Here is a 15705-nt window from a genome sequence, read left to right on the forward strand (position 1 = left end):
AGAGAAAAGGAACCAACTCACCGTGATCGTCCGTTCGTTCAAGGACATTGAAGGCACCGACCGGCACGTGAAGTCCGCGTCCGGTACCTGGGAGAGCAAGCGCATCGTCCTCGCCAAGGAGCGGGTGGGCTTCTCGGTCCACGAGACCATCCTGTACGCGGGTACGGAGACGTCGATGTGGTACGCCAACCACATCGAGGCCGTCGTGTGCACCAAGGGCGAGGCCGAGCTGACCGACGACACGACCGGCGAGAAGTACACGATCACGCCGGGCACCATGTACCTGCTCGACGGGCACGAGAAGCACACGATGCGGATCAAGGAGGACTTCCACTGCATCTGTGTCTTCAACCCGCCCGTCACGGGTCGTGAGGACCACGACGAGAACGGCGTGTACCCGCTGCTCACGGAGCCGGAGCCGGCCTAGCCGGAGCGCGCACCCAGAATCTCCCCCGCCGCCCTCTTCCTCTGGGCGGCGGGGGTGTACATCCCGGAAAGGGCCGTACGAGAGGAGAGGCAGGCAACACCATGACCACCGCACCCGAACGCACCGCCGACCTGTACCCGACGCGAGGCACCGAAGAGGTCCTCATCGAGCGCAAGGACCCCGTCGTGTGGTCCGAGCCGGGTACGCCGGGGCCGATCACGGCCGACGAACTGGCGGGGTTCGACCGGGACGGATTCCTGGCGATCGACCAGCTCATCACCCCTGACGAGGTGAGCGTCTACCACGCGGAGCTCTCGCGGTTGATCGACGACCCCACGATGCGGGCGGACGAGCGCTCGATCGTGGAGCCGCGCTCCCAGGAGATCCGCACCATTTTTGAGGTGCACAAGATCAGCGAGCTGTTCGCGAAGCTCGCCGCCGATCCGCGCGTGGTGGGTCGGGCCCGGCAGATCCTGGGTTCCGACGTGTACGTCCACCAGTCCCGGATCAATGTCAAGCCCGGCTTCGGGGCCTCGGGGTTCTACTGGCACTCCGACTTCGAGACGTGGCACGCCGAGGACGGACTCGCGAACATGCGGACCGTCTCCGTCTCCATCGCGCTCACCAAGAATCACGACACCAACGGCGGCCTGATGATCATGCCGGGGTCGCACAAGACGTTCCTCGGCTGTGAAGGCGCGACGCCGAAGGACAACTACAAGCGGTCCCTGCAGATGCAGGACGCGGGCATTCCCTCGGACGAGACGCTCACCAGCCTCGCCTCGGAGCACGGCATCCGGCTCTTCACCGGCGAGGCGGGCTCCGCGACCTGGTTCGACTGCAATGCCATGCACGGTTCGGGGGACAACATCACGCCCTACCCGCGCAGCAACGTCTTCATCGTGTTCAACAGTGTGGAGAACACGGCGGTGGAGCCGTTCGCGGCGCCGGTCCGGCGGCCGGAATACATTGGGGCCCGCGACTTCACTCCGGTGAAGTAAGCGGTCTCGTACGCGAGTTGGCCCGGCACCTGGGGGTGCCGGGCCACACTTGAATCTTGGCGTTCCGGACTGGGGGCCTACAGCGCCGGGTAGTCCGTGTAGCCCTTCTCCGTGCCGCCGTAGAAGGTGGCCGTATCAGGCGTGTTGTACGGGCCTTCGGCCTTGAGGCGGGCCGGCAGGTCGGGGTTGGCCAGGAACAGCGCGCCGAACGCGACGACGTCCGCGGTACCGTCCTCCACGAGCGCGAGCGCGTCGGGCCCGGTGGAGCCCTCGGTCGCGGGGTTCAGGATGAAGGGCCCGTTGAAGCTCTGGCGCAGGGTGGTCACCAGGTCGCGGATCGGACCCACCTCCATGACGTGCAGGTAGGCCAGGTCCAGGGCGCTCAGCTCCTTCACCAGGGAGGTGTACGTCGCCTCGAGCTCGTCCTGCGGCTCGGAGATGTCGTTGAAGGGGTTGCCGGGCGAGAGGCGCAGGCCGGTGCGGGCGGCGCCGATCTCGGCGGAGACCGCCCTCGCCGTCTCGACCGCGAAGCGGATGCGGTTCTCCGGGGTGCCGCCCCATTCGTCGGTGCGCCGGTTGGAGCCGGGCGCCAGGAACTGGTGGATCAAGTAGCCGTTGGCGCCGTGCAGTTCGACCCCGTCGAAGCCCGCGTCGATGGCGTTGCGGGCCGCGGTCACGAAGTCGGCGATGGTCGCGCGGATCTCCTCGCCGGTGAGTTCGCGGGGCGTGATGAAGTCCTTCGAGCCCTCGGCCGTGTAGACCTGCCCCTGGGCCGCGACGGGCGAGGGGGCAACGTTGACCAGGCCCTCGGGGAGCAGTACGGGGTGTCCGATGCGGCCCACGTGCATGATCTGGGCGAAGATCCTGCCGCCCGCGGCGTGGACCGCGGAGGTGACCTTGCGCCACGACTCGACCTGCTCGCCGGAGTGCAGGCCCGGGGTGTCCGGGTAGCCCTGGCCGACCGCGGAGGGCTGGATGCCCTCGGTGATGATCAGTCCCGCCGACGCGCGCTGGGCGTAGTACTCGGCGGTGAGTTCCGTGGCGGTGCCGCCTTCGCCCGCCCGGCTCCGGGTCATGGGGGCCATGGCGATGCGGTTGGCGAGCGGGGTGCCCGCGAGGTCGAGGGTGTCGAACGCGGTGGTCATCTGATGCCCCCAGGGGAAAGTTATTGGTCGGCCAAGTAATTGAACCGGACGCCACTGTAACCCATTCCTTGGCCGACCAAGCTAATGTTGTGGAACACACCGCCCAACGCCACTCCTGGAGCCCCGATGAACGACGCCGACCCCGCCTGTACCGAGCTCCCCACCGCGGCGCGGCGGGGGCCCGTCAGCCACACCGTGAGCCGGGTCGCCCGGCTGCACCGGATCGCGGCGGGCAAGGTGCTGAAGGGGCTCGGGCTCTATCCCGGCCAGGAGTTCGTGATGATGTACCTCTGGGACGCGGGGCCCGTGCGGCAGTCGGAGCTCATCAGGGCGGTCGATCTGGACCCGTCGACGGTCACGAAGATGCTGCAGCGCCTCGAACAGGCAGGACACGTACGCCGCCGCCCCGACCCGGACGACCGCCGAGCCGTCCTGGTCGAGGCCACGGACACGAGCTGCGGGCTCCTGGCGCAGGTGGAGCGGGCCTGGGGCGAACTGGAGACGCACACACTGGCGGGCCTGGACGGGACGGAGCGGGCAGAGCTGGCGCGGCTCCTGGACAAGGTCGAGACGAACCTGTGCACGGAGACGGCGGACTGCCCCCTGGAGGCGAGGGGCGGGGGCGCGTGAGGGGCCAAGGCCCTTCCGACCGCACCTGGACTCTTCCGACAGACCCGGACCCTTCTGACGGACCCTAGAGCCAGGCCAGGGAAGCCGCCCGGGTCAGGACGCGCTCCACGGCGGCCTCACTGCCCGAGGCTCCGCGAGGCACCACCGCGGGGTCCACTCGCCCGCCCATGAGCAGGCAGAAGTCCACCGGGTCCAGGACAAGCTCCGCGCTCACCGGTTCCGCCCCGCTCCCCAGGATCCAGGACATCTCGCCCCCCTCCCCCGCGACGGTAAGGGCGACGGCGGGCGCGTGGGCTCCCAGGGCGAGCTCCAGGGTCCGTACGGCAAGCCGCACCAGCTGCCAGAGGTGCGGGGTGCGCGGCGGCGGCACCGGTAGGTCCAGGGCCCTGCCGATGTCGTCCGTGTGCACCCACGCCTCGAAGGCCCGGACCAGGAAGTGGTCCGAGAGCGGCAGCCGGGCACCCATCAACTTCGTGGCCCGTCCGGCCAGTTCCGCGTCGTGCGCCTCGGGACAGGAGAGAAGCGCGGCTGCCTGGTCCTGCCAGGACGCCACGGTCCGCGCGGGAGTGCGGACCCGCTCCCGGGCGAGCACCTCGTCCGTACGTGCCGCCCACGCCACCCGCCACGGCGCCCCGTCCACGCCGTCGCACGGCCCCGGAGCGCGCAGCCCCAGCCGCACGGCCAGCGGCTCGTCCGCGGCCAGCAGATGCGCGACCGTGTCGTGCACGTTCCAGCCGTGCACGACAGGGGTCCCCCACCGCCCGCGCTCGTCCACCTCCCGCAGCAGCGCCCGGAGCCCGGTCACGGCGGCGGCGTACGGAGCGGCGTGCGGAGCCGTGCGCGGGGCCGCGGCGCGGGTGCGCAGGGCGAGGCCCAAGGCCCGGTCCCGGCCCCCGGGGGGAGGCCCGTCGGCGAGGGGTGGACCGTCCAGGTGGACCGCCGTCGCCCGCAGCCGCCCCGCCTCGGCCGCGCAGGGATCGCAGTCGGCCAGATGCGGGGCGACCGTACGCTCGTCGCCCGGCGTGAGCGCGCCGAACGCCCAGGCCCCGAGAAGTTCACGTACGGCTTCGTGATCCGTGGTCATCACGCGCCTCTTTCGCCTGGAGCTTCGGCAAGTGCCGGGTCTGTCGGGTCAGCCGGCTCAGCTGGGTCAGGTGCGTCCGGTGGGTCGGCCAGGGCTTCGGCCAGTCTGCGCAGCGCCGCCCGTAATCGGGTCTTGGCCGTGCCCTCCGGGATGCCGAGCTCCCTCGCCGCCTGACGGTACGTGCAGCCCGCGAAGTACGCGAGGTGCACCACCTGGCGCTGCGGGAGCGGCAGTCTCGCCAGTGCCGAGTGGAGGAGCAGGGAGCGTTCTCGGGCCATGACCACGTCTTCCGGGGGCGGGTCCGGGGTGGGGATGGTGTGCAGGGTCGAGTCGTCGGCGTACGCCGCCTTGCGGTGGCGCTCCTCGCCGCGTACCCAGTCCACCGCCCTGCGATGCGCCAGCATGCACAGCCAGGTCCGCAGACTGCCCCGCCGCGCGTCGAACGCGTAGGGCCGCGACCAGAGATGGGCGAAGACCTCCTGCGCGACGTCCTCCGCCGCGGCGGGGCTGCGGGTGACGCGTCCCGCGATGCGGTGCACGAGGGGGCCGTACGTGTCGTAGACCTCGGCGAGCGCCGTCTCGTCGCCGTACACCAGGCGCTGGTGCAGAGCGGTGTCCGGATAGGGCTCCTGCGCCACTGACACCACCGCCTCGTGAGGCCACCCCGTCATGCCTTCCTAGCGCCCCGCCGCCCGGCGCGCCAGGGTTCAGCCGGAGAGCACGTCGAGGATCCGGTCCACGTCCGCCTCGGTGTTGTACAGATGGAACGAGGCCCTCAGGTGTCCCGCCCGTGCGGACGTGATGATCCCGGCCCGGCTCAACCGCTCCTCCCTGTCGGCGAGCCCGGGGACGGAGACGATGGGGGACGCGCCGGGCACCGGCTCGTGGCCGAGCTCCGCGAGTCCCGCGCGATAGCGGGCCGCCAGCGCCGTGTCGTGGGCGTGGATCGCCTCGATTCCGGTCTCCTCCAGGTACGCGAGCGCCTGGGCCGCGCCGTGGTAGGCGAGGAAGGCGGGGGGCTCGTCGAACCGGCGTGCGTCGGGGGCCAGTCGGGAGAGCGGGCCGTACGTGGCGTTCCAGCTCTCCGCCGCCGCGAGCCAGCCGCCGTGCAGCGGGACGAGGGATTCCTGCGCCTCCTCGCTCACCGTGAGGAACGACGTGCCGCGCGGACAGAGCAGCCACTTGAAGGCGCCGGTGACGGTGTAGTCGTACAGGCTCGCGTCGAAGGGCAGCCAACCCGCCGCCTGCGTCGCGTCGTTGAGGGTGCGGGCGCCATGGGCGGCGGCGGCCTCGCGCAGCGCCGCGTCGTCGGCGGTCCGGCCGTCGGCCGACTGGACGACGGAGTACACGACGAGGGCCGTGGTGGGCCGGATCGCCTCGGCGAGGTCTTCGAGGGGCACGTAGCGGATCTTGAGGTCGCCGCGCACCACGAAGGGGTTGATGATCGAGCTGAAGTCACCCTCGGCGAAGAGGACTTCGGAGCCCGGCCGCTGCGCCGCCGCGATCAGTCCGGCGTGCACGGCGACCGATCCGCCGTTGGCCACGCGCGCGTGGGGCACCCCCACGAGCCGCGCGAAGGACTCACGGGCGGCCTGCACGATCCCGAAGTCGCCCGAGCCGCCGCGTCTGCCCGCGCCGTTCTCCGCCGCGAGGCCCTGGATCGCCTCGACGGCCCGGGCCGGCAGCAGGCCGCAGCTCGCCGTGTTCAGGTACGTCGACGTGGGCGCGAACTCGGCGCCGTTGATGTTCCCCATGGGATCAACTCTCGCGCCCGTGCGCGCCCACGTCCATCGACGATCCGTGGAGGGATCCGCTCAGCGACGCTTACCTGTCGCCCCCAGGGGACCGTCAGGCCTGCGGGACCGCGCAGCCGTCGGGGCCGCAGGCGTCGCCGTCCGCGAGCGTGGTGAGCGGCGAGCGGCTGTCCCACGCCTGCTCCAGGGCCTGTGTGAAGACATCGGCGGGCTGGGCGCCGGAGACGCCGTACTTGCGGTCGAGGACGAAGAACGGCACGCCGTTCGCGCCGAGCTCGGCGGCCTCGCGCTCGTCGGTGCGTACGTCGTCGGCGTACCGGGAGGGGTCGGCGAGCACCGCGCGGGCCGCGTCCGCGTCGAGACCGGCCGCGACCGCGAGCTCCACGAGCCGCTCGTCGTCGTCGAAGACGGAGCGCTCCTCGGCGAAGTTGGCGCGGTAGAGGAGCCCGAGCAGCTCGTCCTGCCTGCCCTGCTCCTTGGCGAAGTGCAGCAGGCGGTGCATGTCGAAGGTGCTGCCGTGGTCACGGCCCTCGGTGAGGTAGTCGAGCCCTTCGGACGAGGCGTTCACACCGAGGTTCCGCTCGGCCTCCTGTGCCTGCTCCTCGCTCATGCCGTACTTCTTGGCGAGCATCGGGATCACGAGTCCGCTGTCGCCCTTGGCGCGCGAGGGGTCGAGCTCGAAGGAGCGGTGCACCACCTCGACGTCGTCGCGGTGCGGAAAGGAGGCGAGCGCCTTCTCGAAGCGGGCCTTGCCGACATAGCACCAGGGACAGGCGATATCGGACCAGATCTCGACGCGCATGTGACTAGCTCTCTTCAAATCGAACGGTAGTGCGGAGGGTCCCTCCGGTCAGTTGAAGAACGTACGACTTGCCCCGCTCATTCCCCTTGCCCCGCTCATTCCCCGGCCGGCACCGACAGCCGCATCCGCAGATGCGTGCCGGCGCCCTCGCCGGGCTCCGCCGCCCGCCAGCCGTGGCGGGCGTAGAAGGCCTGGGCCCGCGCGTTCGCGCGGTGGACGTCCAGGGAGGCCTCCCGGATGCCGTCGGCCCGCCACTCCTCCACGCACGCGGCGTGCAGCGCCGCGCCGACCCCCGCGCGCCAGCGGTCCGGGTCGACGTGGAACTGGAAGAGCGTCACGGTGTCCGCGGCCTCGCCGTCGGGCGTACGGAACGAGGCGAGGCCCACGATCCGTCCCTCGCGGACCGCGCACAGCACATGCCCGCCGCGGCGCTCGATGCCTGCCCGCCACATCGCCGTCGCGTCGACGGCTTCGTCCGGCAGCCCTTCGGGGTAGTACGTGGCGCGGGCTCGGGCATGCAGGGCAGCGAGGGCCGGGGCGTCGGCGGTGAGGGCGCTGCGTATGACGGTCGGCATCACGGTCCGCATCGTCGTGGGGAGTGCTGAGTGGATCACGCTGCCATAGACGTGTTCCGGGAGCCTTGAGTTCCGCGGCGGCCGAACCGGGCGCGCGAACGCCGGACGGGCCTCGGCTCGGCCCCTACGAGCCGTCCCGCAGCCCCTGCGGCCAGTTCGGACGGAACTCGATCCCGTCGTACGTCACCACGCACCCCTCCCCCACCGGCGACTGCGCCATGAAGCCGACCAGGGCGGCTCCCGCCGTCTTCTCCTCGCCGAGGGAGAAGATCCGCACGAACGTCCAGTGCTCGCCGTCCAGGGAGGCGTGGAAGGCGAACGCGGAGCCCGTGCGGCTGATCCGGAGCCAGACGCTGCTGCCGTCCACCACGAACGCGTTCGCGTCGTCGGAGCGGCCGCGGGTGACGACCGTGCAGACCGTCGCCTCGTCCGGCGACCGCTCCAGGCAGAGCTTGGCCCACTCCCGGTCGCCCACGTGCAGGTACAGCACTCCGGCGTCGAACGCCGCCGCGAAACCGACCGTCACCCGCGCGATCAGCTGGAAGTCGCCCTCGGGCGCCCCGAGCAGGCGAGGCGCGTCCGACGCGGGGTCGAGCGCCTCGCCCGTCGGCGGCACGAAGCGGTCCTGCCGGGCGCCCGCCCAGCCGGTGAGCACACCGCCCTCGTACGACCAGTTGCCGTCGGGGCCGTACGTGCGCAGGGAGAAGGGCAGTTCGGGGATGTTGACGTCCATGGACGTCAGTGTTCCAGGCGCCCTTCGTAGCGGCGCGGGAGCCCCAGCGGGTTCTCGTCCCGCAGCTCGGGCGGGAGCAGCGCGGCAGGCGTGTTCTGGTACGCGACGGGGCGCAGCCAGCGCTCGATCGCCGTACCGCCCACGGAGGTGGAGGTGGACGTCGTCGCGGGGTACGGCCCGCCGTGGTGCTGCGCGGGCGCCACCGCGACCCCGGTCGGCCATCCGTTGACCAGCAGGCGCCCGGCCAGCGGCGTCAGTTCGGCGAGCAGCGCGGCCCCGCGCCCCTCGCCCGCGGCCTCCTCGGCGGACAGCTGCACCGTGGCCGTGAGGTTGCCGGAGAGCCGGGTGAGGGCGGCGGTGATCTCCGCGTCGTCCTCGTAGCGCGCGACGACCGTCACCGGCCCGAAGCACTCCTCCAGGAGCAGGTCGTGCTCGCCCTCGGCGGCGAGCTTCGCCGCGGGGACCGTCAGGAAGCCCGCGCTCACCGTGTGCTCGCTGCCCGCGCCCGGCGTCACCGGCGCGTCCACGTCCGGCAGTTCACCGCGCTCGCGCACGCCCGCCACGAAGTTGTCCCGCATCCGGTGGTCGAGGAGCACCCCGGCCTCGGTGTCGCTGACCGCCTCCGTCAGGGACTTCAGGAGCCGGTCGCCGCCCGCGCCCGCCGGCGCGAAGACCAGGCCGGGCTTGACGCAGAACTGGCCCACGCCGAGCGTCATCGAGCCCGCGAGGCCCGCTCCGATCTCCTCCGCGCGCTCGACCGCCGCCGCCTCGGTCACGACGACCGGGTTGAGGGAGCCGAGCTCGCCGTGGAAGGGGATCGGCACGGGGCGGGCCGCCGCCGCGTCGAAGAGGGCACGGCCGCCGCGGATCGAGCCCGTGAAGCCGGCGCCGGACACGAGCGGGTGCTTGACGAGCTCGACACCCGCGTCGAAGCCGTGCACGAGGCCGAGGACACCCTCGGGGATGTCGTGCCGGGCCGCGGCCCGCCGCAGCGTCGACGCCACCAGCTCGGAGGTGGCCGGGTGGTCGGGGTGCGCCTTGACGACCACGGGGCAGCCCGCGGCGAGCGCGCTCGCGGTGTCGCCACCGGGGACGGAGAAGGCGAAGGGGAAGTTGGACGCGGAGTAGACCGCCACGACGCCCAGCGGGATCTTGTAGCGCCGCAGGTCGGGGATGGGCGGCGTGGCGCTGCTGTCGGGGTGGTCGATGACGACGCCCAGGAAGCCGCCCTCGTCGACGATGTCCGCGAAGGCCCGCAACTGGTAGCAGGTGCGGGCGAGTTCTCCGGTGAGCCGGACGGGACCGAGCGCGGTCTCCGCGTCCGCGGCCTCCACCAGGTGGTCCTTGGCCTCGTCGAGCAGTTCGGCCGCGGAGCGCAGGAAGGCGGCGCGTACGGTGCGGTCGGCCAGGGCGTCCTTGGCGGCCAGGGCGGCACGCACCGCCTGGTCCACCTCCTGGACCGTGGCTTCGACCGCAACCTGTTCGCGCTGCTTCCCGGTTCGGGGGTCGACACTCCAGACTGGTGCTGCTGCCACCGCGGGGTCCTCCAGAGGTGATGCCTCAGATGTGCTGCCACCCACCTGGGCTGTTCGATATGCTGAACGCTGTCTCCGATGATGAATAGCGGAGGCTTCGGAGACTATTTCTCGTCGAACTAAGGGGTCAAGGGCGATGTCGGCTGGCGAGACTGGCGGGGCACAGGTCAAGTCCGCTGTGCGGACGGTTGAGTTGCTCGAGTATTTTGCGGGACGTCCCGGAATGCACTCTTTGGCCGCCGTCCAGGAAGCCGTCGGCTACCCCAAGTCCAGCCTCTACATGCTCCTTCGTACGCTGGTGGAACTCGGCTGGGTGGAGACGGACGCGACGGGCACGCGGTACGGCATCGGGGTACGGGCCCTGCTTGTCGGCACCTCGTACATCGACGGTGACGAGGTGGTGGCCGCGGCACGTCCGACGCTCGACCGCCTCTCGGACGACACCACGGAGACGATCCACCTGGCGCGCCTGGACGGCACGAACGTCGTCTACCTCGCCACCCGCCAGTCGCAGCACTACCTTCGGCCCTTCACACGGGTGGGCCGCCGCCTCCCGGCGCACTCGACGTCCCTGGGCAAGGCGCTCCTCGCCACCCACACCGACGAGCAGGTCCGCAAGATGCTCCCGGAGACGCTGCCCGCGCTGACCGAGCACACGATCACCGACCGCGAGAAGCTGATCGAGGAGCTGCGCACGGTCCGCGAGCAGGGCTTCGCGGTGGACCGCGAGGAGAACACGCTCGGCCTGCGCTGCTTCGGCGTCGCCATCCCGTACCGCACGCCCGCCCGGGACGCGATCAGCTGCTCCGTGCCGGTGGCGCGGCTGACGCCCGCGCACGAACAGATGGTGAAGGACGCGTTGTTCGACGCGCGGGATCGCTTGACACTGGCCACTCGTAGGCTCTGACCATGGAGAGCACGAAGAGCATGGATGTCAGCCTGCGCCCGGTGCACGACAGCGATCTCCCGGTCTTCTACCGGCAGATGAACGATCCCGAGTCCAACCGCGTCGCCGCGTTCACCTCACCGAAGGCGGCGGACTGGGCGCTTTTCGAGGGCCACTGGAAGGGACTTCGGGAGTCGGACCGCGTCGTGGTGCGGACGGTCCTCGCGGACGGCGACGTGGTGGGCAGCGCGGCGGTGTACGGGGAGCCGGGCGAGCGGGAGGTCACGTACTGGATCGACCGCTACTACTGGGGCCGGGGGCTCGCCACGGCCGCCTTGCGTGCGCTCGTCGCGGAGGTGCCTGAGCGTCCGCTGTACGCCCGGGCGGCGGCGGACAACGTGGGGTCGCTACGGGTCCTTGAGAAGTGCGGCTTCCGGGTCACGGCCCGGGCCAGCGGGTTCGCGCACGCCCGGGGCGAGGAGATCGCGGAGGACGTGCTCCGGCTGGAGTAGGCCCGCCGTCCGGCCCGGCCTGCGTGCGAGCCGCGCGGGGCCGCCTCCCCCGCGCGGCGGACCCGGATCATCGCCGGGCAGGAGGCGCCCGGCGCCCCCCGCCGGAAGCGTGGGGGGCATGAGACAGGCCCTGCGCACCGTCGCCATCCTCGCCGCCCTCCCCTACCTCGCCCTCAAGATCGCGTGGATCGCTGGCAGCCACATCGGCATCCCCGAGGGCAGCAGCCTCCTCGAGCACCGCACGACCATGATCTTCGCCAACGGCCTCACCCTGCTGATGGACGCGAGCGTCATCGTCCTCGCGCTGCTCCTGACCCGCCCCTGGGGCCTTCGCACCCCCGCCTGGCTGCTCGCGTTCCCCATGTGGGCCGCCACCGGCCTGCTGACGCCGATCATGGCCGGGTTCCCGCTCCAGCTCCTGGTCAAGGCGCTCGGCGGCAGCGTCGACAGCCCCGCACAGGACGGCGGCGACAGCGGCGCCTTCCTCCACGAGTGGGTCTTCGGCGTCGTCTACGGCGGCTTCATCCTCCAAGGCCTCGCCCTCGGCGCCCTGTTCGTCCTCTACGCGCGCGACCGCTGGGGCCACGTGTGGCGGGGTCTCGTCCGGGACCTGCCCGCGCCGACCGGCCGCCGGAGCCTTTCCAGGACCGTCGCCCTCGCTGCCGCCCTCCTCGCCCTCGCGCCCATGGTCATGCACCTTCTCTGGGTCACCGGCTCCACGGCAGGCCTCGGCGCGGCGCGGATCGACGAGCGCACGACCGACTTCTACGTCCTCGAAGCCATGGACATGGTCTACCTCGGCTCGGCGGTCGCCGGCGGTCTGCTCCTCGCCTTCCGGCGGGCTCCCGCGCTGCCCGTCAAGGTGCCGCTCTCCCTGGCCTGGCTCGGCTCGGGTGCGATCGCCTGCTGGGGCGGCTGGCTGCTGTTCGCCTCGGTCCTCGGCGCGGACGGCATCACCCGGCAGCCGACGGCGGCGATGCTCCTGACCTACTCTGTCCAGATGATCGTCGGGGCGCTGGTGGCCACCCTCGGGGTGGTCTTCTTCAAGGAGCGGGCGGACGCGGCCGTCCGTGCCCCGCGGCAACCGGCGTGAGGGCACGCGCGGCAGTACTCCCGGCCCTGTTCGGGCGGCGGACACGGCGCAGGTGGGTCCATCTGATCCTCGGCGGCGCACTCGCCATGCCGTACGTCTTCGTGGGCTCCGTCGTGGTCGGGCCGCTGCTCGGCGAGGACACCGTGTTCGGCTCGTTCACCTCCCAACTCACGGCGTTCGCCGTGGGGTTGCCGCTGGCCGCGATCACCGCGCTCTTCCCGCTCACGCGGCCCATGTCGGTGGCCGCGGTGCGCGCGCTGTGCGACGTGCCGGGCGACGCGCTCGCCGACGGGCCCGCACGGTCCCGGCAAGCGCGCGGACGCACCGTCGCGTGGTTCACGCTGCACCTGGGGTTCGGCGGGGTCATCAGCGGAATGTCCCTCGCCCTGCCGCCGTTCGCGGCGGTGCTGATCGCGCTGCCGTTCGCCGCGATACTGCGGGACAGCCGGATCGGGATGCCCGAAGTCTTCGGCGAGAGCTGGATGCTGGCGCTGGCCCCGGTCCTCGGAGTCCTCTCCCTCGTCGCGCTCGCGGGGTGCGCGGCGGCGGCCGGAGGGCTGCTCGCGCGCTGGGCGCCCGAACTCCTCGGGCCCTCGCCCGCCGACCGGCTCGCGGCGGCCGAGCAGCGCGCCGCGGACCTCGCCGTACGCAATCGCCTCGCCCGGGAGCTGCACGACTCGGTGGGCCATGCCCTGAGCGCGGTCACGCTGCAGGCGAGCGCCGCCCGCAGGGTCCTGGACCGTGACCCCGAGTTCGTCCGCGAGGCACTGGCCGCCATCGAGGAGACCACCCGGCGCACGGTGGGCGAACTCGACGCGGTTCTGGGGGTGTTGCGGGAGGGCGGCGGAGACCGGACGAGTCCGACCGCCCCCGCCCCGACGCTCTCGGCCGATCTCGACGGGCTCCTCAAGCGCACCCGCGCGGGCGGCCTGCGGGTGAAGGCCACGGTCGAGCTGGGGCCCGAAGGACCGGACACCCTGCCCGCGATGGTGTCCCGCGAGGCGTACCGCATCGTGCAGGAGAGCCTGAGCAACGCACTGCGGCACGCGGGCCCCGACGCCCCGGTGGCCCTCCGGATCGCGCTGGACGGCACCGACCTGGAGATCCGCGCCGAGAACCCGCTGCCGCACGGCGCCCCCGCCTCCCGCCCCGGCGGCGGCCACGGCCTGAACGGCATCACCGATCGCGCCCGGCTCCTGGGCGGCACCGCCGAGGCGGGACCGGCGAACGGCGGCTGGCGACTGAACGTACGACTTCCCCTGAAGGGACCCGCATGACCGAGACGGCAGTCGGCCCGATCCGCATCGTGCTCGCCGACGACGAGCGCATGGTGCGCACCGCCCTGCGCGTGATCCTCTCCGCCGAGCCCGATCTGGACGTCGTCGGCGAGGCGGCGAGCGGCGCCGAGGCGGTGTCGGTCGTGCGCGAGCTGCGGCCCGACGTGGTGCTCATGGACGTACGCATGCCGGAGATCGACGGCATCCGGGCCACGGAGCAGATCTTGCGGACGCAGGCGGAACCGCCGCGCATCGTGGTGGTGACGACCTTCGAGAACGACTCCTACGTGTACGAGGCGCTGCGGGCCGGGGCCTCCGGGTTCCTGCTCAAGCGGGCCGACGCGGACTCGCTCGTGCAGGCGGTGCGGCTCGTGGCCCGCAGTGACTCGCTGCTGTTCCCCGCCGCGGTGCGCGCCTTGGCCGCCGAGCACGCGAGCGCGAAGCCCGCACCGCCCGCCTGGGTGGGCAGGCTGACGGGGCGCGAGGCCGAGGTGCTGCGGCTGATGGCCGCGGGCCTGACCAACGCGGAGATCGCGGGGCGGATGGGCGTGGGCCCGGCGACGGTGAAGACGCACGTGGCCTCCGTGCTCGCCAAGACGGGGGCGCGGGACCGCACGCAGGCGGTGATCGCGGCGTACGAGGCGGGCTTCATGAACGCCGGTCGAGGACAGGATCGCGGCCTCTCGCAGTATGAGGAATCTCTAAGAAACCCGGCAGAACGGAACGAATAGCTCCGTGCCGCTCGTCCTTTCACGGGATGAACAAGACGATCAGGAACGCCTCGGTCTTCACGCTGCTGCTCGTGCTCGCCCTGCTGGTGCGGGCGACGTGGGTGCAGTTCTACGACTCGAAGGCGCTCGCGGACGACAAGCTGAACCGGCGCAACGCGATCGAGCAGTACGCGAACCCGCTGGGCGACATCATCGTGGGCGGTGCGGCCGTCACCGGCTCCGAGCGGACGAAGGGCGGCGACCTCAAGTACAAGCGCACGTACAAGGACGGTGATCTGTACTCGTCCGTCACGGGCTACAGCTCACAGGTGTACGGGGCCACGCAGCTGGAGGGCATCTACAAGGACGTCCTCGACGGCACCGACAACCGGCTGAAGAACCCGCTGGACACGCTGACGAACAAGCGCGCCGACCCGGGTGATGTGATCACGACGATCGACCCGGCGGTGCAGAAGGCCGCGTACGCGTCGCTCGGCGAGAAGAAGGGCGCGGCCGTCGCCGTCGACCCGAAGACGGGCAAGATCCTCGGCATGGTGTCGACGCCCTCGTACGACCCCTCGGACATCAGCGGCTCCACGGACTCCAAGGAGTGGCAGGCCCTCCTGAAGGACGAGGACAAGCCGATGGTCAACCGCGCGCTGCGACAGCCGCTGCCGCCCGGTTCGACGTTCAAGCTGGTCGTCGCGGCGGCGGCCCTGGAGGACGGGCTGTACGGCTCGGCGGACAGCGGGACCGACAGCCCGAACCCGTACACGCTGCCCGGCACGCGCACGGTCCTGAAGAACGAGAGCGCGAGCGCGCCGTGCGAGGACGCCACGATCCGCACGGCGCTGCAGTACTCGTGCAACAACGTCTTCGCGAAGATGGCCGTCGACCTGGGCCAGGACAAGGTCAAGTCGATGGCCGAGAAGATGGGCTTCAACACCGACAAGCTGGACGTGCCGGTACGCGCCTCCGAGAGCGTGTACCCGTCCGACATGGACAAGGCCCAGACGGCGCTGACCGGCATCGGCCAGTTCGACGTGACGGCGACGCCGCTGCAGATGTCCATGGTCACCGGGGCGATCGCCAACGGCGGCGAGCTGGTCTCGCCGCACATGGTGTCCCAGATCACCGACTCGAACGGCGACGTGCTCGACTCGTTCGACGACGCCGACTCCGAGCGTGTGATGAGCGAGGACACGGCGAGCCAGCTGCAGTCGGCGATGGAGACGGTCGTCGAGAAGGGCACCGGCACGAACGCGCGGATCAGTGGCGCGGACGTGGGCGGCAAGACGGGCACGGCCCAGCACGGCGAGAACAACAGCAAGACGCCGTACGCCTGGTTCACCTCGTACGCCAAGGGCAGCGACGGCAAGGAGGTCGCGGTGGCCGTCATCGTCGAGTCCTCGGACGCGGCGCGGTCCGAGGTCAGCGGCAACGGCCTCGCGGCGCCGATCGCGAAGGCGATGATGTCGGCGGCGCTGAAGTCGTAGCCGCGCGGGCGCTGCGGACGCCCGCGGGGTGCCGGTCAGGAGTGC

17 protein-coding genes are annotated in these 15705 nt (G+C 71.7%); 9 read left to right on the forward strand and 8 right to left on the reverse strand.

Annotated elements, in window-relative coordinates:
- The first annotated feature begins 22 nt into the window (after positions 1-22).
- Both ACWGIH_RS30800 and thpD read left to right on the forward strand, forming a co-directional pair.
- Positions 23-427, forward strand: coding sequence for an ectoine synthase (locus ACWGIH_RS30800; protein ID WP_361826232.1), 405 nt, complete (start codon positions 23-25; stop codon positions 425-427).
- Between the two features lie 101 nt (positions 428-528).
- Positions 529-1428 (forward strand): ectoine hydroxylase, encoded by a 900-nt coding sequence (thpD, locus tag ACWGIH_RS30805; RefSeq protein WP_453451953.1) that lies wholly within the window; start codon positions 529-531, stop codon positions 1426-1428.
- Between the two features lie 77 nt (positions 1429-1505).
- On the opposite strand, the gene ACWGIH_RS30810 is transcribed toward thpD, so the two are convergent.
- A complete protein-coding gene (locus tag ACWGIH_RS30810; protein WP_453451952.1) occupies positions 1506-2573 on the reverse strand; it encodes an alkene reductase in 1068 nt (355 codons plus the stop codon).
- 126 nt (positions 2574-2699) lie between these two features.
- Here ACWGIH_RS30810 and ACWGIH_RS30815 point away from each other — a divergent pair, with 126 nt between their 5' ends.
- On the forward strand, positions 2700-3203 hold the full coding sequence (locus ACWGIH_RS30815; RefSeq protein ID WP_453451951.1) for a MarR family winged helix-turn-helix transcriptional regulator: 504 nt from the start codon (positions 2700-2702) through the stop codon (positions 3201-3203).
- Positions 3204-3267: 64 nt separating this feature from the next.
- On the opposite strand, the gene ACWGIH_RS30820 is transcribed toward ACWGIH_RS30815, so the two are convergent.
- From ACWGIH_RS30820 to ACWGIH_RS30850, 7 genes are all read right to left on the reverse strand, one after another.
- Entirely contained in the window at positions 3268-4287 is a 1020-nt protein-coding gene (locus ACWGIH_RS30820; protein WP_453451950.1) for a maleylpyruvate isomerase family mycothiol-dependent enzyme, read from the reverse strand.
- The gene (locus ACWGIH_RS30825) at positions 4287-4958 is read right to left on the reverse strand and encodes an RNA polymerase sigma factor (RefSeq protein ID WP_453451949.1); all 672 of its coding nucleotides are present in this window, start codon (positions 4956-4958) and stop codon (positions 4287-4289) included. Before ACWGIH_RS30825 ends, ACWGIH_RS30820 begins: the two co-directional genes overlap by 1 nt.
- Positions 4959-4994: 36 nt before the next feature.
- Positions 4995-6041, reverse strand: a complete 1047-nt coding sequence (locus ACWGIH_RS30830) for an aminotransferase class V-fold PLP-dependent enzyme (RefSeq protein WP_453451948.1) — start codon at positions 6039-6041, stop codon at positions 4995-4997.
- 94 nt (positions 6042-6135) lie between these two features.
- Positions 6136-6843, reverse strand: a complete 708-nt coding sequence (locus tag ACWGIH_RS30835) for a DsbA family oxidoreductase (RefSeq protein WP_453451947.1) — start codon at positions 6841-6843, stop codon at positions 6136-6138.
- Positions 6844-6938: 95 nt separating this feature from the next.
- Positions 6939-7430: an N-acetyltransferase family protein gene (locus ACWGIH_RS30840; RefSeq protein WP_453510508.1), complete on the reverse strand. Its 492-nt coding sequence runs from the start codon at positions 7428-7430 to the stop codon at positions 6939-6941.
- Positions 7431-7542: 112 nt separating this feature from the next.
- Positions 7543-8151: a DUF1349 domain-containing protein gene (locus ACWGIH_RS30845; protein ID WP_453451945.1), complete on the reverse strand. Its 609-nt coding sequence runs from the start codon at positions 8149-8151 to the stop codon at positions 7543-7545.
- A gap of 5 nt (positions 8152-8156) precedes the next feature.
- Positions 8157-9686, reverse strand: a complete 1530-nt coding sequence (locus tag ACWGIH_RS30850; RefSeq protein WP_453451944.1) for an aldehyde dehydrogenase (NADP(+)) — start codon at positions 9684-9686, stop codon at positions 8157-8159.
- Positions 9687-9822: 136 nt separating this feature from the next.
- Between ACWGIH_RS30850 and ACWGIH_RS30855 the strand changes: the two genes are divergently transcribed.
- From ACWGIH_RS30855 to ACWGIH_RS30880, 6 genes are all read left to right on the forward strand, one after another.
- A complete protein-coding gene (locus ACWGIH_RS30855) occupies positions 9823-10593 on the forward strand; it encodes an IclR family transcriptional regulator (RefSeq protein WP_160504308.1) in 771 nt (256 codons plus the stop codon).
- 20 nt (positions 10594-10613) lie between these two features.
- Positions 10614-11084 carry a GNAT family N-acetyltransferase gene (locus tag ACWGIH_RS30860; protein ID WP_453451960.1) on the forward strand — a complete coding sequence of 157 codons (471 nt, stop codon included), beginning with the start codon at positions 10614-10616 and terminating at the stop codon, positions 11082-11084.
- A 118-nt stretch (positions 11085-11202) separates the two neighbouring features.
- On the forward strand, positions 11203-12177 hold the full coding sequence (locus tag ACWGIH_RS30865; protein ID WP_453451943.1) for a hypothetical protein: 975 nt from the start codon (positions 11203-11205) through the stop codon (positions 12175-12177).
- Positions 12174-13454, forward strand: a complete 1281-nt coding sequence (locus tag ACWGIH_RS30870; RefSeq protein ID WP_453451942.1) for a sensor histidine kinase — start codon at positions 12174-12176, stop codon at positions 13452-13454. The genes ACWGIH_RS30865 and ACWGIH_RS30870 overlap by 4 nt, the downstream gene beginning before the upstream one ends.
- Positions 13451-14185, forward strand: a complete 735-nt coding sequence (locus tag ACWGIH_RS30875) for a response regulator transcription factor (protein WP_453451941.1) — start codon at positions 13451-13453, stop codon at positions 14183-14185. Before ACWGIH_RS30870 ends, ACWGIH_RS30875 begins: the two co-directional genes overlap by 4 nt.
- 26 nt (positions 14186-14211) lie before the next feature.
- A complete protein-coding gene (locus ACWGIH_RS30880; protein ID WP_453451940.1) occupies positions 14212-15660 on the forward strand; it encodes a peptidoglycan D,D-transpeptidase FtsI family protein in 1449 nt (482 codons plus the stop codon).
- Positions 15661-15705 lie beyond the last annotated feature (45 nt).

Source organism: Streptomyces sp. NPDC054872, assembly GCF_053610705.1.

Excerpts from the sequence above, each read along its gene's own strand:
- thpD (WP_453451953.1), top strand. The coding sequence starts at position 529 with ATGACCACCGCACCCGAACGCACCGCCGACCTGTACCCGACGCGAGGC.
- ACWGIH_RS30810 (WP_453451952.1), bottom strand. The coding sequence starts at position 2,573 with ATGACCACCGCGTTCGACACCCTCGACCTCGCGGGCACCCCGCTCGCC.
- ACWGIH_RS30815 (WP_453451951.1), top strand. The coding sequence starts at position 2,700 with ATGAACGACGCCGACCCCGCCTGTACCGAGCTCCCCACCGCGGCGCGG.
- ACWGIH_RS30820 (WP_453451950.1), bottom strand. The coding sequence starts at position 4,287 with ATGACCACGGATCACGAAGCCGTACGTGAACTTCTCGGGGCCTGGGCG.
- ACWGIH_RS30825 (WP_453451949.1), bottom strand. The coding sequence starts at position 4,958 with ATGACGGGGTGGCCTCACGAGGCGGTGGTGTCAGTGGCGCAGGAGCCC.
- ACWGIH_RS30830 (WP_453451948.1), bottom strand. The coding sequence starts at position 6,041 with ATGGGGAACATCAACGGCGCCGAGTTCGCGCCCACGTCGACGTACCTG.
- ACWGIH_RS30835 (WP_453451947.1), bottom strand. The coding sequence starts at position 6,843 with ATGCGCGTCGAGATCTGGTCCGATATCGCCTGTCCCTGGTGCTATGTC.
- ACWGIH_RS30840 (WP_453510508.1), bottom strand. The coding sequence starts at position 7,430 with ATGCGGACCGTGATGCCGACCGTCATACGCAGCGCCCTCACCGCCGAC.
- ACWGIH_RS30845 (WP_453451945.1), bottom strand. The coding sequence starts at position 8,151 with ATGGACGTCAACATCCCCGAACTGCCCTTCTCCCTGCGCACGTACGGC.
- ACWGIH_RS30855 (WP_160504308.1), top strand. The coding sequence starts at position 9,823 with ATGTCGGCTGGCGAGACTGGCGGGGCACAGGTCAAGTCCGCTGTGCGG.
- ACWGIH_RS30860 (WP_453451960.1), top strand. The coding sequence starts at position 10,614 with ATGGATGTCAGCCTGCGCCCGGTGCACGACAGCGATCTCCCGGTCTTC.
- ACWGIH_RS30865 (WP_453451943.1), top strand. The coding sequence starts at position 11,203 with ATGAGACAGGCCCTGCGCACCGTCGCCATCCTCGCCGCCCTCCCCTAC.
- ACWGIH_RS30875 (WP_453451941.1), top strand. The coding sequence starts at position 13,451 with ATGACCGAGACGGCAGTCGGCCCGATCCGCATCGTGCTCGCCGACGAC.
- ACWGIH_RS30880 (WP_453451940.1), top strand. The coding sequence starts at position 14,212 with ATGAACAAGACGATCAGGAACGCCTCGGTCTTCACGCTGCTGCTCGTG.